15 protein-coding genes are annotated in these 18,006 nt (G+C 68.4%); 13 read left to right on the top strand and 2 right to left on the bottom strand.

All coding sequences use genetic code 11. The annotated features are described in order from the left end of the window. Positions 1-82 precede the first annotated feature (82 nt). On the bottom strand, positions 83-1,114 hold the full coding sequence (locus tag F0L68_RS11610; protein WP_188316518.1) for a hypothetical protein: 1,032 nt from the start codon (positions 1,112-1,114) through the stop codon (positions 83-85). Between the two features lie 563 nt (positions 1,115-1,677). Between F0L68_RS11610 and F0L68_RS11605 the strand changes: the two genes are divergently transcribed. From F0L68_RS11605 to F0L68_RS11540, 13 genes are all read left to right on the top strand, one after another. Further along, positions 1,678-2,730 carry a hypothetical protein gene (locus F0L68_RS11605; protein ID WP_149849515.1) on the top strand — a complete coding sequence of 351 codons (1,053 nt, stop codon included), beginning with the start codon at positions 1,678-1,680 and terminating at the stop codon, positions 2,728-2,730. After that, entirely contained in the window at positions 2,727-3,920 is a 1,194-nt protein-coding gene (locus F0L68_RS11600; RefSeq protein ID WP_188316517.1) for a TRM11 family SAM-dependent methyltransferase, read from the top strand. The genes F0L68_RS11605 and F0L68_RS11600 overlap by 4 nt, the downstream gene beginning before the upstream one ends. After that, positions 3,917-6,022: a DNA cytosine methyltransferase gene (locus F0L68_RS11590; RefSeq protein WP_223198707.1), complete on the top strand. Its 2,106-nt coding sequence runs from the start codon at positions 3,917-3,919 to the stop codon at positions 6,020-6,022. Before F0L68_RS11600 ends, F0L68_RS11590 begins: the two co-directional genes overlap by 4 nt. After that, positions 6,022-7,764, top strand: coding sequence for a hypothetical protein (locus F0L68_RS11585; RefSeq protein ID WP_149849514.1), 1,743 nt, complete (start codon positions 6,022-6,024; stop codon positions 7,762-7,764). The genes F0L68_RS11590 and F0L68_RS11585 overlap by 1 nt, the downstream gene beginning before the upstream one ends. Then, positions 7,761-9,980, top strand: coding sequence for a site-specific integrase (locus tag F0L68_RS11580; protein ID WP_149849513.1), 2,220 nt, complete (start codon positions 7,761-7,763; stop codon positions 9,978-9,980). Before F0L68_RS11585 ends, F0L68_RS11580 begins: the two co-directional genes overlap by 4 nt. Before the next feature lies 1 nt (position 9,981). Then, entirely contained in the window at positions 9,982-10,410 is a 429-nt protein-coding gene (locus F0L68_RS11575) for a hypothetical protein (protein ID WP_149849512.1), read from the top strand. A 291-nt stretch (positions 10,411-10,701) separates the two neighbouring features. Further along, positions 10,702-11,124: a hypothetical protein gene (locus F0L68_RS42295; RefSeq protein ID WP_188316516.1), complete on the top strand. Its 423-nt coding sequence runs from the start codon at positions 10,702-10,704 to the stop codon at positions 11,122-11,124. Between the two features lie 50 nt (positions 11,125-11,174). Continuing rightward, a complete protein-coding gene (locus F0L68_RS42290; RefSeq protein WP_188316515.1) occupies positions 11,175-11,504 on the top strand; it encodes a hypothetical protein in 330 nt (109 codons plus the stop codon). A gap of 206 nt (positions 11,505-11,710) precedes the next feature. After that, on the top strand, positions 11,711-12,475 hold the full coding sequence (locus F0L68_RS11560; protein WP_223198706.1) for a recombinase family protein: 765 nt from the start codon (positions 11,711-11,713) through the stop codon (positions 12,473-12,475). Positions 12,476-12,617: 142 nt separating this feature from the next. Continuing rightward, positions 12,618-12,914, top strand: coding sequence for a helix-turn-helix domain-containing protein (locus F0L68_RS44875; protein ID WP_368732276.1), 297 nt, complete (start codon positions 12,618-12,620; stop codon positions 12,912-12,914). A 41-nt stretch (positions 12,915-12,955) separates the two neighbouring features. Then, on the top strand, positions 12,956-14,266 hold the full coding sequence (locus F0L68_RS11550) for a tyrosine-type recombinase/integrase (RefSeq protein WP_223198705.1): 1,311 nt from the start codon (positions 12,956-12,958) through the stop codon (positions 14,264-14,266). Positions 14,267-14,429: 163 nt separating this feature from the next. Further along, positions 14,430-15,083 carry a hypothetical protein gene (locus F0L68_RS11545; RefSeq protein WP_149849511.1) on the top strand — a complete coding sequence of 218 codons (654 nt, stop codon included), beginning with the start codon at positions 14,430-14,432 and terminating at the stop codon, positions 15,081-15,083. Next, the gene (locus F0L68_RS11540) at positions 15,040-16,743 is read left to right on the top strand and encodes a hypothetical protein (RefSeq protein WP_149849510.1); all 1,704 of its coding nucleotides are present in this window, start codon (positions 15,040-15,042) and stop codon (positions 16,741-16,743) included. The genes F0L68_RS11545 and F0L68_RS11540 overlap by 44 nt, the downstream gene beginning before the upstream one ends. A gap of 257 nt (positions 16,744-17,000) precedes the next feature. Here the strand turns inward: F0L68_RS11540 and F0L68_RS11535 are convergent, their stop codons facing one another. Next, positions 17,001-17,759: a hypothetical protein gene (locus tag F0L68_RS11535; RefSeq protein WP_149849509.1), complete on the bottom strand. Its 759-nt coding sequence runs from the start codon at positions 17,757-17,759 to the stop codon at positions 17,001-17,003. Positions 17,760-18,006 lie beyond the last annotated feature (247 nt).

Below are 18,006 nucleotides of genomic sequence, written 5' to 3'. Positions count from 1 at the left end.
CGCTAAGTAAGTGGCATTGGTCCATGGCTTGGCCGGGGCGCGGTGGGGCGGCGGATGGAGCGGGGTTTGCGGGGTGAACGGGTCAGGCGCATCGCGGCACCTCCGGAGTCGGGTCCGACGGCGCTGCGGGCCGGTCGGGCTCAGTGGTGGTCGCGGGGGTGGCTGGTTTCCTCCCGCACCCCTGAACTCCGGTTTTCAGGGCTTCCGGGGACAGACGACGGCGAACTTTCTTGGCCGGATGAGCGCTCAGTTCGGTAACAGAAGGTGATGTCGCGCGGGCAGTAGTGACGGCGTGCGAGGCGCTGGTGATGGTCAGCGCGGTCGCGACCTGGTCGGTCAGATCTCGCTCGGCGGGATCGGTGTCGACGTCGGTCGGGGCCTCATCCAGCAGGTAGGCCAGCAGGCGGTACTCGGCGCGCAGCCGGACCTTCTTGACCGCCTCGTAGTTCAGACCACGGTCCTCGCCGGCGGTGGCCAGCGGCAGTCCCTCCAGGCGGGTGGCGCCGATCAGCTCCGCCTCGTCCGGCGTGATCGCGCCCTCGGCGACGGCGCGGGCCAGGACGAAGTCGGGGTGCCCCCAGGGCATCTGCGGGGTGGCCGAGCGGAAGCCGCTGCCGGAGGGGACCGGTGCGTCCAGAGCCTCGCGCAGTGCGACGTGGCCGGCGCGGTAGGCCGCCCAGCGCAGCCGCAGCATGATCCGCGGTTTGCGCAGATCGATGTGGGCGAGTTCGGTCAGGAACCCGGTCAGGACGGCGGCGTGAATGTCGCTGGGGTCGCCGACGAACTTGGCCGAGAGCTTCGTGGCGATCGTCGTCAGCGCGGGCAGTGCGAGACCGACGCAGCCGATGGTCCAGGTCTCGCCGCCGGTGCGGGAGAGCAGGACCAGGTGCGCCCAGACGGCGTGGCGCAGAGCCTGTGTGCAGCCGCGCTCCAGCAGCAGATCGCGCAGTTCGTCCAAGGGCACCCGGCGGGTGGGCAGGCCGGGGAACAGGCGGCCGTCGACCGACACCGGACGGGGTCCGGTGATCAGCCACTCATACGCCGCGCGGGCGGCGTCCAGAGGCATGGAATCGCGCCCGAACGCGGGGCGCGGGAAAGCGTGGTTGGTGGCCATGAATGACTCCCTGTGCGAGTCGGAGGAAAGCGACTCCGTCAGGACGCCACAGGGGGTAGTACCAAACTCTAACCAAACTAGTACCGGACTCTAACCAAACTAGTACCGATGATCTTCAGTGATCGTATTCCCGGCCACTCAAGATCATTATTTGCCGTCCGCGAGAATGATCAGAAGGTTGGTTAGGGATCACATCATGATCGTCGGTAATACCCATTGAACTGCCGTTACGGAGGTGCAGTACCAGTTTGGTACTAGTTTGGTTAGAGCTGTATTCGCGCGAACACAGCGCGTAGCAGGCGGTCCGCGCGAGGTGCGCCCCGATTGCCCAAAAAATCTCACCAGGCTCGCGCCGGTCTCTGTCGCGGGGGATGGAAATGGTTCCCGCGCGCGTGAGCGTGTGAGCCTTTTCCCACCACGCAGGTATCGCCAGGCGAGACCGGAAAAGTCGACAAGAAAAGTTGGGGTCCGACTGTCCCCCAGGGGCCTTTATTTCGGAGTTCAGGGGTGTCATCAGCGTCTCGCATCGACGCCGGCGCTTCACCTGGCTCTGGAGGACACCCGTGACCCAGCCCGCCCACTCAGCGCCGCGCGGCCCGCGCCGCCGCAGCGATTCCACCCGCCCGCCGGCCACCCGCCGGGGCGGGGACCGCCGCCCCTATCCGACCGCGTCGACGACCACCAGGGTCAGCCCCGCCAAGCCCGGCCTGGCCGATGCGACGGCGCGCAAGCGAGGCTCGAAGTCCACCCCGACGCCGGCGACGGTATGGACGGCCGGCCCGGTCCCGATCGACCTCGACGCGGTCTGGCCGACGCCGATCCTGGGCACGATCGTGACCTCGCTCAGCAGCCCTGGCGGTCACGTCGTGCTGCTGCCCTGGCCGACCACCCGGACCCGCCCGCACCCCGCCACAGTTGGCACGGACGGGGCGATCGACCCCGCTCCCGGCACCGAGGCAGACGCGGAGTTGGCCGACGCGCTCGCCGTCGTGGAAGAGCTGGATCGGGCCGGAAGCGTCGTCGGTGTCACGGTGGACCCCGCGGTGACCGGTCCGGCGTCGCAACCGTTCTGGGCGGACCTCGTCGGCGGCCCCAGCCCTGCGCCGGTGACCGTCCGCCAGCCGAGTCCACCCAACGGCGATGCCGGTGTTCTCGGTGCCGTCCCAATCGAGGCGACGCAGGCAGACCTGATCATCACCAGCCTGCGTCCCGAGCACTCCGGGGACCGCGCCAGTGACCTCGTGGCGTTGCTCGCGGCCCGCCTGCTGCGCGTCGGCGGCATCCTCGCCGTGCTCACCCACTGTGACTGGACGCGAGGCGAGTTGGTCGACCCGAGCGGGCCGGTGGTGGCCTCCGCGCAGAACGCCGACCTGCTCTACCTCCAGCACATCGTCGCCCTGCACACACCAGTACGCGACGGCCAGTTCGCCGCCGACTCCGACGGTCCGGCGGCCGAGGAGCACGTCCGCGCGCGGCATCGCACTGAGGTACGTGGCTTGCCGTCGCCGCATCGGCGGATCCATTCCGACGTCCTGGTCTTCGCCCAGCCGCACGGCCACGAACCGCCTGCCCCGGCGCTGGCCACAGCGGCGTTCGAGAGCGGAGTCATCCGATGACGAGCTGCCCGGTCTCGAACCCCGCCCACCTCGGACACCACCGTCAGGAAGGCAATCCTGTGGCTGACGACCGCTCCCCGCACGCCCCGACCGACACTTCCTCCGCCACCACCCACCATGCCGTCGTGACCTCCGGCGGCACCCCGGTCGACGACACCACCCAGCGCATCCCGCGCGCGGTCATCGACAACCTCGACCCGCACGCCGGGAACGCCCACGGCGACGACGAGAACGTGCCGGTGTCGGTGTGGACGACCGCGCAGAACTCCCCGTCCGCCCAGCGCAAGAACCGCTACGTACCCGAGTCGACCGCGCACCCGGCGAAGATGCTGCCCGCCGTGGCCGCGCACGCCATCGACCACTACACCCAGCCCGGCGACCTCGTACTCGACCCGATGTGCGGGATCGGCACCACCCTCGTGGAGGCCGTGCACGCCGGGCGCCGCGCGGTCGGCATCGAGTACGAGCCGCACTGGGTTGAGGTCGCCCGCGCCAACCTCGACCTCGCGCGTGGAGCCGGTGTCGACCACGACGGCAAGGTGTTCCACGGCGACGCCCGGCAACTCGCCTCGCTGTTGCCGCCGGAGTACGTCGGGCAGGCAGCGCTCGTGGTCACGAGTCCGCCCTACGGGCCGTCGACGCATGGCCAGGTGTCGGTGACGCCGGGCGGTGGAGTGCAGAAGTACCACCACCTCTACGGCAACACCTTGGACAGGGGGAACCTCGCGAACATCGGCCACCACCGGCTGCTGTCCGGGTTCACCCGCATCCTCGCCGGACTGGCCGGCTACCTCCGGCCCGGTGGGCACATCGCCATCACCATCCGGCCCTGGCGTGAGCACGCCGAGCTGATCGATCTGCCCTCACAGATCCTGGCCTGCGGCCGGCAGGCCGGGCTGATCCCGGTCGAGCGGTGCGTGGCGCTGCTCGCGCGGGCGGCCGAGCAGGACCTGGTCGCCCGCGGCAGCTTCTTCCAACGCGACTTCATCCGCAAACAGCGCGAGGCCGGACTACCGCTACACCTGATCGCGCACGAGGACGTGCTGGTGTTTCGGACCTCGCTGCGCAGGAGCGCGGGTTCAGGAATCGCGACGGAGCATCAGGAATCCCGACGCTTGTTCAGCGGCGGGGCGCGACATGCCGGGAACCCGAGGAGTGGCTCGGGCGTGCCGGAGAGCTGGGCGGCATGAGCACCCGACCGCGCCACACCCTACGCGGATCGGGGCACCACCCCGCCCCCGCCCCCGTCGCCGCCGTCTCGACGGCGGCGGGGGCGGTGCGGGCGGCCACGCCACACGTGTTGTCGGTGGCGGCAAGTCCGGGTCCGGTCGTCGGTTCGGCGTGCACCGGCTACGGCGGACTGGATCTCGGGGTGCTCGCCGCGTTCGGTGGCGGCCGGATCGCGTGGTGCGCCGACCCCGACCCACACATCGCGGCGATCCTCACCGCGCGGATGCCCGGCATCCCGAATCTGGGCGACCTGCGCGCCATCGACTGGACGCGCGTGGAGCCCGTCGACGTGCTCACCGCCGGGTTCCCCTGTCAGGACATCTCCGCCGCCGGACGGCGCGCGGGCATCGAGAAAGGCGCACGCAGTGGCTTGTGGACCGACATCGTGGTTGGCATTCGGGTACTACGACCAGCGTTGTGCGTCGTGGAGAACGTCGCCGCGCTTCGCTGGAAAAACGGCGGCCTCCACAAGGTTCTCGGCGACCTGGCCGAAGTTGTTTTTGCTTTCCTGTCGTGTCTCGGTTGGGTCGGGTCGGGGTCCGCCCGGCGGGGTTTGTGGCGTGCGGTGATGCGGGTCGTGTTTGTACCGTCCACCGCCATGATCTTGTTCACTTTCTCCCGGCAGGGCTGGGAATCCTGGGATATGACCGGCCGGCCGGTGATCCGCGAGGGGATGCCGGTGCTGGTCGATGAGGACCTGCTGTTCGACGACGGCGGCACACCGCGCGCGACGGTCGCGGTGAACCGCTGGCTGCGGGAGTTGCCGATCAATGGCGGCCCGGCGGCCAGCACGTGGTGGAACTACGCGCGGGTGCTGCGAGCATGGATGGAGTTCCTGGCCACGTGCGCGGTAGGCGTGTTCGGCTCGCGGGAGCGGCTGCGCCAGGCGCTGGGCGCATATGCCGAACACCGGTGCGCGGGCCCGCTGCCGGCGCGGTTCGCAGTGAGCACCTGGAACCAGCATATGAGCGTGTTGTCCGTGTTCTACCGGTGGGCCAGGGCCGAGGGGCACGCGACCGCGGAACCCTTCTCTTACCGCAACGCGGTCGCGGTGTTCGACGGGGTGATGGTGCGCCGGCAGGTGAACACCGCCGCACGGCGGCGGGCCAAACCCCACACGACGATCAAGTACCTCGAGTCGGACTTCGCGGACATGTTCGTGCGCGCGTTGCGGGGGTTGGCGCCGGACGGCACGGCCGATACCGGGTTTCGCGGGCGCAACCTGGCCCGGAACGCGGTGATCGCCGAGCTGGCGTTGGCGACTGGGCTGCGGCTGGCCGAGTTCACGCATCTGCTGGTCTACGAGCTTCCGGTGTTGCCGGCGGCGCCGACCGAGTTGCCGATTCCGTTTCCGGTACCCGTGTCGATCACCAAGGGCGGTATCGCCCGCACGACGTGGATCAGCTACTCGGCGTTGGCCTCGGCGCACCGCTATGTCGGGTTGGAGCGCGCGGCGGATGTCGAAGGCTCGTCGTGGCGGCCGGCCGCTCGCGCGGGTGGACCGCTGCGGGTGAGCCGCCCGGACGCGCGCGGCGGGTGGATCAACGGGGTGCGCACCGGCTGGGACGCGCTCTCGGCGGCGGAACGACGCCGGCTGGTCGCCCCCGACGGTGGGTCGTGCCTGCTCGGGGTGCGCGCCGACGGTGGCCCGTTCACCGACTGGAACACCGTGTTCACCCGCACCTCCAACCGGGTGCGCGCCCGCTGGGAGCCGCGGTTCCCTGCGGTGACGCCGCACCGGCTGCGCCACACGTTCTCGATGGCCACGATGGAACGGCTGGTGGGCGGTTACTACCAGCAGGCCGCGCAGTTGGTCGCCGACACCGGCGGGGACGCCGCGCTGACGCTGTACTTGTCCAAAGCGGACCCGTTGGCGGTACTTCGGGACTTGTTGGGTCATTCCAGCGTGCGCACCACGGAGCACTACCTGTCGCGTTTGGACATGACCCGTGTGTATCGAGACGCCTACGAACGGGCCGGGATGGCCGCCGGTCTGGTGGACGCCGACACCCGCGCCGAGGCGGATGACGAGTTCGCCGACGAGGACGGGGACGAGTTCTGATGCCCGCCATCGTCGTCGCCGAGCCGTTGGGCATCGCGTGCGTGTTCAGCGACGGCCGCAGCGCCGCGTTCACCCTGGCCCCGCCGCTGCGGACGAGGCTGGCACGGGACCTGTTGGCCGGGCTGGCCGAGATGGTCCACCCACACGGCACCGTGGACTCGGGCAAGACGGTCGACCACTACATGGTCGCGCTACGCGACATGGCCGGCGCGCTGCACGCGGGCGGGTTCACCGGTGGCGCGGCGGACCTGTCACGCCCTCGGGTGGCCGAGTACTGGATGGGCACCACCTATGCGCGGGAAGCGGCCACGCGCCAGATGCTGGCCAGCCTGGATATCCAGACCGGGTGCTTGCAGGCCCGCACCCGGGCGTTGGTGAATGGCCGCCCCTACAACCAGCCCCCGTCCACCACACCGCTGGCGCCCTACAGCGACGCCGAGTGGTCCCGGCTGATCTCCGCCTGCCGGGACCTGGTCGACGCGGCGTTCGCGGCGCACACCACGGCGTTGGCCGCCGCGGCGGCAGGACGCGACCCGCGCGAGGCTGGGTGGAGCCCGGACAACGTGCGGTGGCTGCTCACCCACCTCGGGCCGGTGACCGGCAGGCGGGTCGGCGAGCACGTCGGAGTGTGTGGCTGGACGGTCCTGCACTCCTGGCGCGGTTTGCCCGCCGCCCGCGCCGAGTTGTTCCCCGAATCGGATGTGGTGCTGGCCTACCGGCTGTTGTTCGGCGCCTACAGCGGCATCGTGCCCGACGGCATCGACGCCCTCGGGCTGTCCGACATCGACTGGGCCGGCGACGCGTCCGTGCTGCTGTCCTACGTCAAGCGCCGCACCGCCGCGGAAAGCCTCACCTTGCCCAAGCCGGCGGTGCGGCTGCTGACACGGTGGTTGGAGCATTCCGCTCTGTTGCGGCAGTTCGCCCCGCCCGAGCTCGGGGGCGAGTTGTGGCTGCGGTACTGCGCGAACGGTTCTGGGACCGCCACGGGGCACGCGATGGTGCGCGCCGGGAAGTTCGACCCGATCACCGTCACCCGGTGGGTGGCCCGTCGTGGCCTGACCGCCGATGATGGCGGGCCGCTGCCGATCCGGTTGCACCGCATCCGCACCACCTTTGAAGCCCGCCGTGACCGACGCGCGTGGAATGGCAGCGCTCGGGCCACGATCGACCCGAACCACAGCCCGCAGGTGGAAGGCGACCACTACCTGAGCGCCGCCACCGCGGCGCAACGCGACGCCGTGGACGCGATCATCGAGGACGCCCAGGCGGACATGCTGCGCCGCGCGCATCCACCCACCGTGCTCACCGCGGCCGAGACCGACGCACTGGTTCGGGACTATCCGCGGTTGGTGACGCAGCTTGGCCTGGACGACACGGTGATCGCCGAGTTGGTGGGCGGGCAGCGGGACGTGTTCACCGCGGCCTGCGCCGACCAACTCGCCGGGCTGCACGGGCCGAAGGGCCAGCCCTGCCCGGCGCGGCCGTGGGTGTGTCTGCTGTGTCCGCTGGCGGTGTTCACGCCGCGCCACGCGGCGAACCTGTTGCGGCTCAAAGCGTTCTTCGCCCGCCAGTGGCGGCAGATGCCCGCCGAACAGTTCATGGCCGTCTTCGGCCCCTACGCCCAGCGCGTCGAGGAGATCCTGCACCACTACGCCACCCCGGTCCTGACCGACGCCACCGGCCAGGTCGCCGACACCGACACCGAACTGCCCGCGCTACGTCCGGAGGAGACCACCTCATGACCACGCCCTCCACGACGGCCGCATCGCGCGCGGTCACGTCGGCCCGGTCGGTGTTCGCGGGCGCCGATATCGCCCAGGCCACCGGACTCGCACTCGTCGCGGGCGGGCGCGGGCCGGTCTTCGACGACGATCTGTGGGACTTCACCGCCATCGCGCACCTGCCCACTCAGGTGCGGCAATGGGCGAAGCGGTGGGATTTCACGGCGATCCACAACCCGTGGTTCCGGTTGATCGCCAAGGAGCTGCTGTTCGCGTTGTTGGCGCCACGACACGAGGCGGTGGCGGTGCTGCCGCACGCCTATCGGGTTGCGTTCACCATCTCGACCTGTCGGGCGCGGCTGAGCTCGGTCACTCGCTGGCTGAACTGGCTGACCGACCAGGGCATCACCAGCCTCACCCACGTGAGCCAACGGCACTGCGAGGCCTACTTGGAAGACCATCGCCATGCCTGCGACGAGCACGGACGCCCCGTTAGGGAACTCGGTGCCGGCTCCGTTCGGGAAACGGTGGCCGGCGTGCTGGATCTGCTCTCCTACGGCGAACTGTTCACCTCCGAGGGCTACCCGCCGGAGTTGCGTCCCTGGAACGGCACCCCGGCCAGCGTCGTGGCCGGGGTGGTGCACAGCCGCGAGAACAAGACCCCGCCTGTCGCCGACGAGGTGCTGCGCCCGATGCTCGCCGCGGCACTGCACGTCGTCGAGGTCATCAGCCCGTTGCTGATCGAGCTGAATCGTCGGGTCAGTGCCGCGGCACGGGTGACGCCGACGCGGCCGGGCGGGTGCTCTGGCCGATCGGAGCCCGTCGCTCAGATCACACGGGTCTTGCGGGACTACGCCGCTGCGGGAGATCCGCTGCCGCAGGTGATCGACCACCGTGTCGGCCGACGCCTGTCCACCGGCTGGGACCCTGCCGACCCGCTGTTGACGGTCAGCCTTGACCAGATCGCCGCTCGCGCGGGCTTCACGGCGTTCAAGCGGGCATGGCTTCCGGCGTTGCGCCGCCCATTGGAGGACATCCTGGGGCGTGTCGGTATCGCGAAACCATGGGGACGTGACGCGGCCGAGATTCCTGTGGCCGCAACGCAGAACACCGTTGCGTGGACGCTGCCCCTGCACGCGGGGGAGGTCGCCCATCTGACCGAGGTCGCGCGCACCGCATGCGTGCTGGTCGTCGCGACGGTGACCGGTATGCGGGCCGGTGAGCTGATGGAACTGACCACCGCGGCGCCGCTCCCGCCACAGGAAACCGCGCCAGGGTTGGCGCGCTATCGGATCGCGGGACGGGTCATCAAGGACCAGCCGCCCGGCGGCACACCCGACCAATGGGTCGTGATCGCCGAAGTGCACCGGGCCGTCGAACTCGCCGCACAACTACTGCCACACCACGACGATGCCGGTGACAACGAGGGAAGCCAGAACGAATCGTTGCTGTTCGGGAGGTTCTCGTTCGCAAGCCGGTACGCCACCTTCCGTAACTGGGTCAACGGTTCCGCCGGCCAGCGCCTCGGCTTGGCGCCGATTCCCGGCCCCGCGCCGACTCTGCGCGGGCTGCGTCGCACCCTGGCCATCGAACTTGCCTACCGGCCCGGCGGGCTGCTCGCGGCGAAGATCCACCTCAAGCACGTGTCCGTCGCGACGACCGAGGGCTACGCCGCCCGACCCGGCGGCGCCCAAGCTCGACTGTTGGCCGAGGTCAGCGACCACGAGCAGCAACGCAACCTCGACCTGACACTGCAGGCGTTCGGCGACTACCAGCAGGGCATCCATCCCGCCGGCCCCGGAGCACGGGAACTGCTGGAGTTCTTCGCCAGTGTTGACGCTCAACTCACCGAGTCCGCTCGCACCGACCCCACGGTCCTGGCCAGCGACCGCGAGGTGCTCAACCTGCTGTCCAAACGCGCCCGCACCCTCCACCTGGCGTCGGCCAACTACTGCTGGTTCGCCGACCCTTCCCGGGCGCTTTGCCTGCGGCTGGCCGGAACCCCCGAGGCGGACACACCGATGGCCGGGCTCTGCGATTCCGGCCGCTGCCCGCAAGCCACCCACCACCCGTGCCATCGGGACGTCTGGGCCGACCACGCCGCCAACACCGCTGTTTTCCTCGGCTCCCTGGGCGCCACCCGCCGCGCCGAGAAAACCCGCCTGCACACCGAACACGCCCGCAGCCTGCGAGTGCTCGAACAGATCGACGCCGCAGCCACCAACCCGAAGGACTGACATGCCCCTCACCGACCAGCAACGCCACCAGATCGAGGACCGCATCCGCGCGGCTGCCGATCAACTTCTGCGCGGTGAGCTGCCGCCGGGTGGCCGATGCGACATCAAGACACTCGCCCGCGTCGCCGGGATCTCCCGCGCCGCTCTCTACCGGACCTACCCGCATGTGAAGGAAGCGTTCGAACAGCGTCTTGCCCAGGCACGCGCCGCAGGCGAGATCACCGACCCGCGCGACGCCCAAATCACTGGCCTGAAAAGCGAGATCCAGGCACTCGCCCAGCGTCTGGCCGCGCGCGACACCACCATCGCCGAACTCACCGAGTTCCAAGCCCAAGCGCTGTCCCGTCTCGCCGCCCAGCACGACGAACTCCAGGGGCTGCGCGCCGAAGCCGCTCACCCCAGCAATCTCCGGCCCCTGCCTGCCAGGTGACCGCTCGTCATGATCCGGAGCCGACCATGCCACGACGTGATCTCCACCACCCGCCAACGGCCGCATGCGCGACACGAGCCACCCACACCACGTCAGCCCTCATATCCCCTCGCAGCAAGGAACACGAGACACCGTCCACACCGGACACGACTTTCGCCGACACAACCGAAGCAGGGTATGACGCGCTCTGGCGTAGCGTCCGCGCCTCCGACATCGGCGCGGCACACCGCCGCGAGCGAGTATTCCTGTTGGCGTGGCCCCGCCACCGTGCCGTCGACGGCGGAAGCGGGAGTGTTGCCGACGCCGACCGCGCACGACGGCTCGTCCAACGGCATCAGCGCGACGAGCAGGCAGGGCGGTCCGTCGTTGCTGGACCAGTTGCGGTTGTTGCCGACGCCGACGGCATCCGACGCGAAGAACTGCACGCATCGGACTCAGACCGGTGGGCCGTCGCTGCCCGACGAAGCCCGGTTGCTGCCGACCCCGCGGGCCTCGGACACCGGGACGGCGGGACGACGGGCGGGCGCGGGATTCCGGCCGCCGTTGTCGCAGCAGGTGCTGCCGCTGGTGGACCCGCAGGCGTTCCTACCGACACCACGCGCGACCGATGGGACGAAGGGCTGCCCGGCTCAACGGGGCTCCAAGGGCGACCTGATGCTGCCCTCGGCGGTCATGCGGTTGGTGACTCCGGAGACCGGCGACGGCATCTCATAGCCGTCACCGACCCGACGGACCAGGAGCCGTCGACGGCGGGTCATCCCGAGGTGGACTGGGACGCCTACACGGCGGCGGTGCGCCGATGGGAACGGGTACTCGGACGCCCCGCGCCGTTCCCCACGCAACCCGGTCGGCACGGCAGCCCGGTGCTGGCACCGGCCTTCGTGGAGTGGCTCCAAGGACTCGAACCCGGCTGGGCCACCGGCCTCGGGCTGCCCCGCACCGCCGAACTCCGCGCACTCGGAAACGGTGTTGTCCCACAACAAGCGGCCTACGCGGTGGCATTGCTGCTGGCTGACCTCGCCGCGCTCCTCGACGACACCGCCACCACGGGCGACCAGCATCCCGGCCGCGGGTGGGAGGCAAACGCGGCATGACCACCGCCACCCTCACCCTCACTCCGGCCCCGCGCTCAAACGGCACTCGCGGCACGAGAACCCGCGACTCGTCAGCAGTGCCCCTCAGGAACAGACCGATCGAGAACGAATGCTCGCGGATCCTGCGTTTCCACATCGCCGTCACCGATCAATCAGCGACCTGACACCCCGCCACAGCACACGGAGCACCGCAACCCTCCTGCGCATTGCCCAACTCCGTCGTCCACATCGCACACAAGTCCACCACCACGAGAAGAGGGGTTCCCATGCAAGGCAACAACGCGCACACCCCGACGCAGCAGCCCCGACCCGACAGCGACGACCGCCGCAGTCGCGTCACACGACAACTGGACGCCCTACTCTCAGCGCTACGGCGACCGCACGCCGCCACGACAACACCGCGCGAGGACGGATCATCCCGCCGGGACATCGACACCCTGTCGGTCATTCGGCAGCGTGTCCTCCGCGAATACCACGCCGCCAACCTGACCACGGCCCGCAGGGCGTCCGAAGACCTGGTGCGTGCTGGCTTCAACACCGGAGCGGTGCCCTACGGCTACCGGCCCCACCGGGTTCGAGTCTCGCCCCAGGGACGGCGGGCACGCTGGCGGACACGCCTGATGGTCGAGCCGGTCGAGGCCGCCACCGTCAGGATGATCTTTATGTGGAGGGGCGTGGATCGCCTGTCCACCAGTGAGATCCTGCAGCGGCTCACCGAGGCGCGGTACCCGGCCCCGCTGGATCCGAAGACTGGTCAGCCGGGAGTGTGGACACGAGTGGTGGTGCGGGCGATCCTGAACAACCCGAAATACACCGGACATCAAGTCTGGGGCCGCCACCACCACGGGCACCGTGTTCCCCGAGCGCAATGGACCTGGTCGGACACGTGGGCGCATCCGCCACTGATCACCGTCGCCGAGTTCACGGCGGCCAACCGCCATCGGTGGACTCATGGAAGCACCGCCCACTGACGACAGCCTGGCGCGCGTTGAATAGCTCACGCCGGATCTGGGGAGCGCATACAACGGGCGCTCGACCCGCCGTCCACGCTGCCCGTTGCCAACCCACCGCCCACGCGCCAGCACAGCGCGGTCGCGTTGGAGAGGATTCCTCATGCGACACACCGCCCGCCATGAACCTCGTCAGCCACAGCAACCGCTGACGGACAACAACACCACAGCGCCGACCACCCACAGCGAGGCCAGTGCGCCACGTGTGCACACCCCTACAGAGGCGGCCACATTGCTGACCGTGCCCGAATCCTGGCTGCGCCGCCAAGCCGGACAACGCAAACTGCCCTGCACCTTCCTTGGCAGGCATCTTCGGTTCTCCGACGCCGACCTCCAGGCAATCATCACGGCCGGAGCCCGACCCGCTCGGACCACCAGCCGTCGCCCGCGCCGTGACTGACACCGCGCCACCACAAGGCAAGTGACGCGAACGGATGTCCTTTGCGGACAGGCGAAAGTTGTTGTCGCAGCGCCCTTGCCCTTCTGCCCCAAACGGAGCGTCCATACATCCGTCACATCCGCGACCCCCACACCACTGCGAAAGAGGTCACCATGGCCTGGGTCGAACAATCCGGCGACAACACCTGGCGAGTCCGCTACCGACGCGAGGACAACACCATCGGCGCCATCCCCGGCTTCACCAGTCAGACAACCGCGCAGAACCACGCCGACGACATGGAATCCGACCAACGCCGCGGACGGTGGATCGACCCCGCCGCAGGGCAGACCCCGCTCGGCGAGTTCGTCGACACCAACGACTGGCTCGACTCCCTCGACATCGACATCCGAACAGCCGACAACTACCGCAGCATGCTGCGCAACCACATCAGGCCCCGCTGGGACGACACCGCCCTGGCCGAGATCTCCAACCTCAAAGCCCAAGCCTGGAAGAAACAACTCCGCGCCACAGGGCTGGCCCAGGTCAGCGTCGACGGCATCGTGAAACTGTTGTCCTTGATCCTTACCGACGCCGTCGACGAAAAGCTCATCGCCGCCAACCCGATCCGCGCCCGCCGCCGCGGACGACGCCGCCACTCCGAGCGCCGCAAGGAAAAGATCTGGGCACAGTCCGACCCCGTGCTGCGTCTCGCTGATCAGATCGCCGCCCACTATGGACCCAGCGGCGCGGTCATGGTCGTCACCGGCGGCTGGACCGGCGCCCGCTGGGGCGAACTGACTGGACTACAGCGCCCGAACCTGCACCTGTTCGACGACGACACCGGCTACATCGTCATCGACCCCGACATCGGCACGCTGCACGAGTCCGCCGCCGGCAAGCTGTGGCTCGGCCCGCCCAAGACCGACGAGTCCGCCCGCACCATCACCCTCGCCCCGTTCAACGTCCGCCTTCTCCGCGCACACCTGACCACCCACAACCACCCACACGTATTCGTCACCCCCGACGGCGCGCTGCACCGCCGCAGCAACTTCTCCCGCCGCGCCATGCGCCCCTGCGCCGACGGCAACCTCCACCGCAAGAACCCCGACATGCGGTTGCAGCCGATCGCACCAGGCATGACCTTCCACGGCCTACGGCACAGCCACAAGACATGGATGATCGAAGACGCCATCGCTGAGATCGCCCAAGCCCTGCGACTCGGGCACGTCATGGGCGACAAGGTCCGCGAGACCTACTCCCACGTCGCCGCCACAGTCGAGGCACGCCTGCTGCAATGCCTGCAAGACCGCTGGGACAAGGCCGCCCTCAACTCCACCAGCGAGTTCGACACGACCTGGCGGACCGCCGCATAGTCAGGGTGGCCTGTGCGAACCCGCGTTCTCTGCGGGTCCGCGTGACTCACGCGGCCGTGAGGCGGAAACGATCTTTGTGTCAGGATCGCTGCCAGAGAATGCGCAAAGTCTCCAGACGGCGTGTTAACTCCCGTCTCAATGCCGCAACAACTAGCGTTGAGGCATGTCAGGCAACAATGGCCCACCAGCAACGGCGAACGCTGAGACAAACGGCAACGACCTGACTGTGGCGGCGACACCACATGAGTACAGGATCGCGCTCGCCTGGTGGGCTGACGCCGCGACCGATCATCTCATGATGGCGCTCGATCCCCTGTACGCGCAGACCCCACGCGAGCCAATGGAGTCCATCCCTGCCCCGATGACGGGCACCTCCAGCAAGAACGAGGCTGCCGTCTCGTCTGTGGAGTTGGAGGTCATCACCAACGTCAGCGTACCGGCGATGATCAATGGTGACCTTGACGACCTCCATGCGGCGATCGCCGAGACCGCTCAGCAGATGATCGAACAGACGATGCGGCAATACTTCGCTGTGCTCGCCGATGCCACTAGCCAAGCCGGCAACACCGTCGACGCTGGCGACGACATCGTGGAGGCCTACCTAATGGTGCTGGCCAAGATGGACATCGCTTTCGACGAGGACGGCCGGCCGGACCTCGCGCTGTACGTCAGCCCCGAGAACGCCAACCGGGTTGAAGCTCAATTGGCCGCGATAACACCCGCGCAGTCTCGCCGGTTCACCGAGATCCTCATGCGCAAGAGGGAGGAGTTCAATGCTTCGCGACGTCGTCGGCGCCTTCCTCGACACGGTCACTGAACGCGAGTTCGACGCGCCACTGTTGGCCCTGCTCGCGGCACGAGGGTTCACCGACGTGCACTTCTTGCATGGCGCTTTCGAGTTCGGCAAGGATGTCATAGCCAAGGGACCAAAGCCGCTCCACGGGGACGTCGGCAGCGGCGATCCGGCGTCGTGGACGTTGCATCAGTTCGCCTTGCAGAGCAAGGCCGGCGACATGGGTGCGCCCGGCTGGCGGGAGGTGCGCCCACAGCTTGACGAAGCTCGCTTGGACGGCCTCGGACATCCGGCGTTCGACGTCAACCTGCCGAGGGCAGGGGTCCTGGTCGTGACAGGACGCCTTAAAGGAGCCGCATCGACCCAAGCGCAGTCATACCGCGAGCAGGAACTCCGGTGGGGCCGGCCTGATTTCGAGATCTGGGACCGCGAACGGCTCCTGGAGTGGCTCATCGAGGCACCGGAAGTAGGCCTTGCAGGGATCAGCGACGGTCCGATGCTAAGCCTTGCCGGTGCGATCGACGACGGAACGGTCACATTGTCGGCATTGGAACGCCACTCCCGGTCATGGCTGCCCCCAGTACAGGACACATTGACAGCGGCGACCACTCCGCGGCAGGAGGTCACTGCTCGACAGCGACGAGCAGCGGTCGAAGCCGCTGTACTAGTCAACGGTCTTCGCCGCTATGGCAGGCTGGACCTCGCATCGATGACGGCCCTGATGCTGCTGCGTGCAAGCTGGTGTCACGCGCTCAACGCCGCAGCCTCCACCGACCCCATTCCCAGGCCAGAGCAAGCAGCAGCAGCTATACGGTTGTTCGTCGGATGCGCCAGCGAGCTGCTTGATCAAGTTGAGCCGGTAGCAGCCGACCCGCGTGCTCTGCTGGCCCGCACTGTGGGCTCGCCTCTCGGCCATGTCCTGTACCCAGTCGCGTGTGCTCGACTGGTCGAGATCCTTGGCCTGCTTGGCCTCCTTACGGGCAACACAAGCGGTCCATGTGGGCGGAATGACCTGCTTCCCCCACCTGATCGGGTTTACGACACGGTGGCCACATTGCTCCGCTACCAGCCCGGCTGCTCCCATCCCATCGCCGACTCTTTCGCCGTCAGCCTGATCGCACCAACACTGCTCGTCGCGGGCAGGGACGCTTCGGTCGCCCGCACGTTCTTGGAACGGACCGCAGTGTGGATCGCCGACCGCTACGACGGCACCCGTTCCGGGATTGGCTTGGCGGCCACCGGCGCCGACCCTCGTGCAGAAATTGACCAACTCCTGGGCGGCCCGTATGAGCACGGTCCGCAGCGGCGGCCCGGAAGCTATCTGGCCACAGTGGTTACCGACCTTGCCACGCTTGTGCCCGGCGACGACTCTTTCTACCAGGATGTGATCAACGAGTTCCTTGCGGTCGATATCTTCGCCCAGCTCCGCATCGCGGACGAGCACCGCGCGCAATGGCGCCCAGACGGTGCTGGAGTACGGTTCATTACTCAGGTTCCCTACCGCGACTCGGCGGGAAGTATGGAACCTGTAAGTGCGCATCATGACAACGTCTCCCAGCCGGTGTCACCGTGGGATGCTGTGGCCCTCGCGAGCGTCGTTCGTGACAGGCACGTCGTTCCAGCACTGCGGGCAGCACTCACAGAATCCTTGGCCGGCCCCAGTGACGTAAGCGAAAGCGCTTGACTGCCGTGAGGTGAGGGAACTGGCTGGAGACTCAGTGACCAGGGACTGACATCGCCAGAACGGATTTACGATCGACGCTCGGCGGTCCAACACAACCGACGAGATTTCCTCAGGGACCAGCCCCGGATGCGGGTGTGTGCGTCCGCCAGGACGCGCTTGATCATGGATGCGTCGCAGAGTCCGGGCTACCTGTGCAGCTGCGCGACGTCGTGCACGCGGAGACCGCCCACGCCCTGCAACCGCCGTAACAGCGGCGTTCATATTCGATCGCGGCCGTTGACCGCGTCGGCGATCAGCTTCTTCGGATCGGGTGCCACCCAACCGCCCAACATACTCGCTTGGGGAGACCGCCACCACTGCCATCGGTGGGTACGAGGCCGTGGCTTGACATGCCACCAACGCCGAGCCACGTCCGTGCGAAGAGCGACTGTGAAGTCGCGGTGCTTCGATCCCAAGGTCGCCTGGCAATCTTCGAACTCCGCGTCCGGTGCCGAGACTCGGTCGAAAAGCTCCACCAGCAAGGCGATGATGGCCTCCGCCTGCTCTTGCGGGCCTGTACCGCCGACAAGTCTCAACTCGGCAGCAGCTGCCCCTAGCTTGGATACGGCGTCCCGTGTCTCCGCGAGAACGGGATACACGGCGTGGTGAAGTAGCGCGTCACCTACAAGATCGGCAGCGACTGTCATCTTGGCCACAGAAGCGATCGCCCGCGCCATCTGACCGAGACCGCGGAGGCCGGTGGAGTCGAACGGCGGGGCGTCCGCGAGCGACAGCGCTGTGCGGAGGTATCGGCGAGGAGTCAACTTCCTGCTTCCGGCGAGCAGTCTGAGATGGCTGACGTAACCGGCCAGGTCGAAGGCTGCCCGTTGGAACTCAAGATAGGCGTGCGAGCGACGGTCCCGCGATTTGCTTCCTCGTCCAGCGCCCGGAGGTACCGCAGCCACAAGCGAAGCGAGAGCCTTCGCACAGCTCGCTGCAACCTCCAACGGCTGGACCACGGTGGGGAACAGACTCACCGCCGAATCGTAGGCTCCAGAGCGCTGATGGCGTCGGCAGCGCGGCCGGTTGTCGCTGACCGGCAGGACCCAAGCGAACGGCGACCCCAGATCGTCGGTGCGGCGAGCACATCGTTCAGCCCAGCGAACCCCCCACGGCGTACAACCCGCAACGGCAGCAGCCATGGTCGAGAACCCGTGGTCAGGCACGCAGTCCAGAACCACTCGAATGGGGTGGAGCAGAACCGTGACCCTGTTTCGCGGGGTT

This window comes from Solihabitans fulvus (assembly GCF_008386585.1).
Taxonomy (GTDB): Bacteria; Actinomycetota; Actinomycetes; order Mycobacteriales; family Pseudonocardiaceae; genus Solihabitans; species Solihabitans fulvus.
This window is presented reverse-complemented; position numbering and strand designations above follow the sequence as displayed.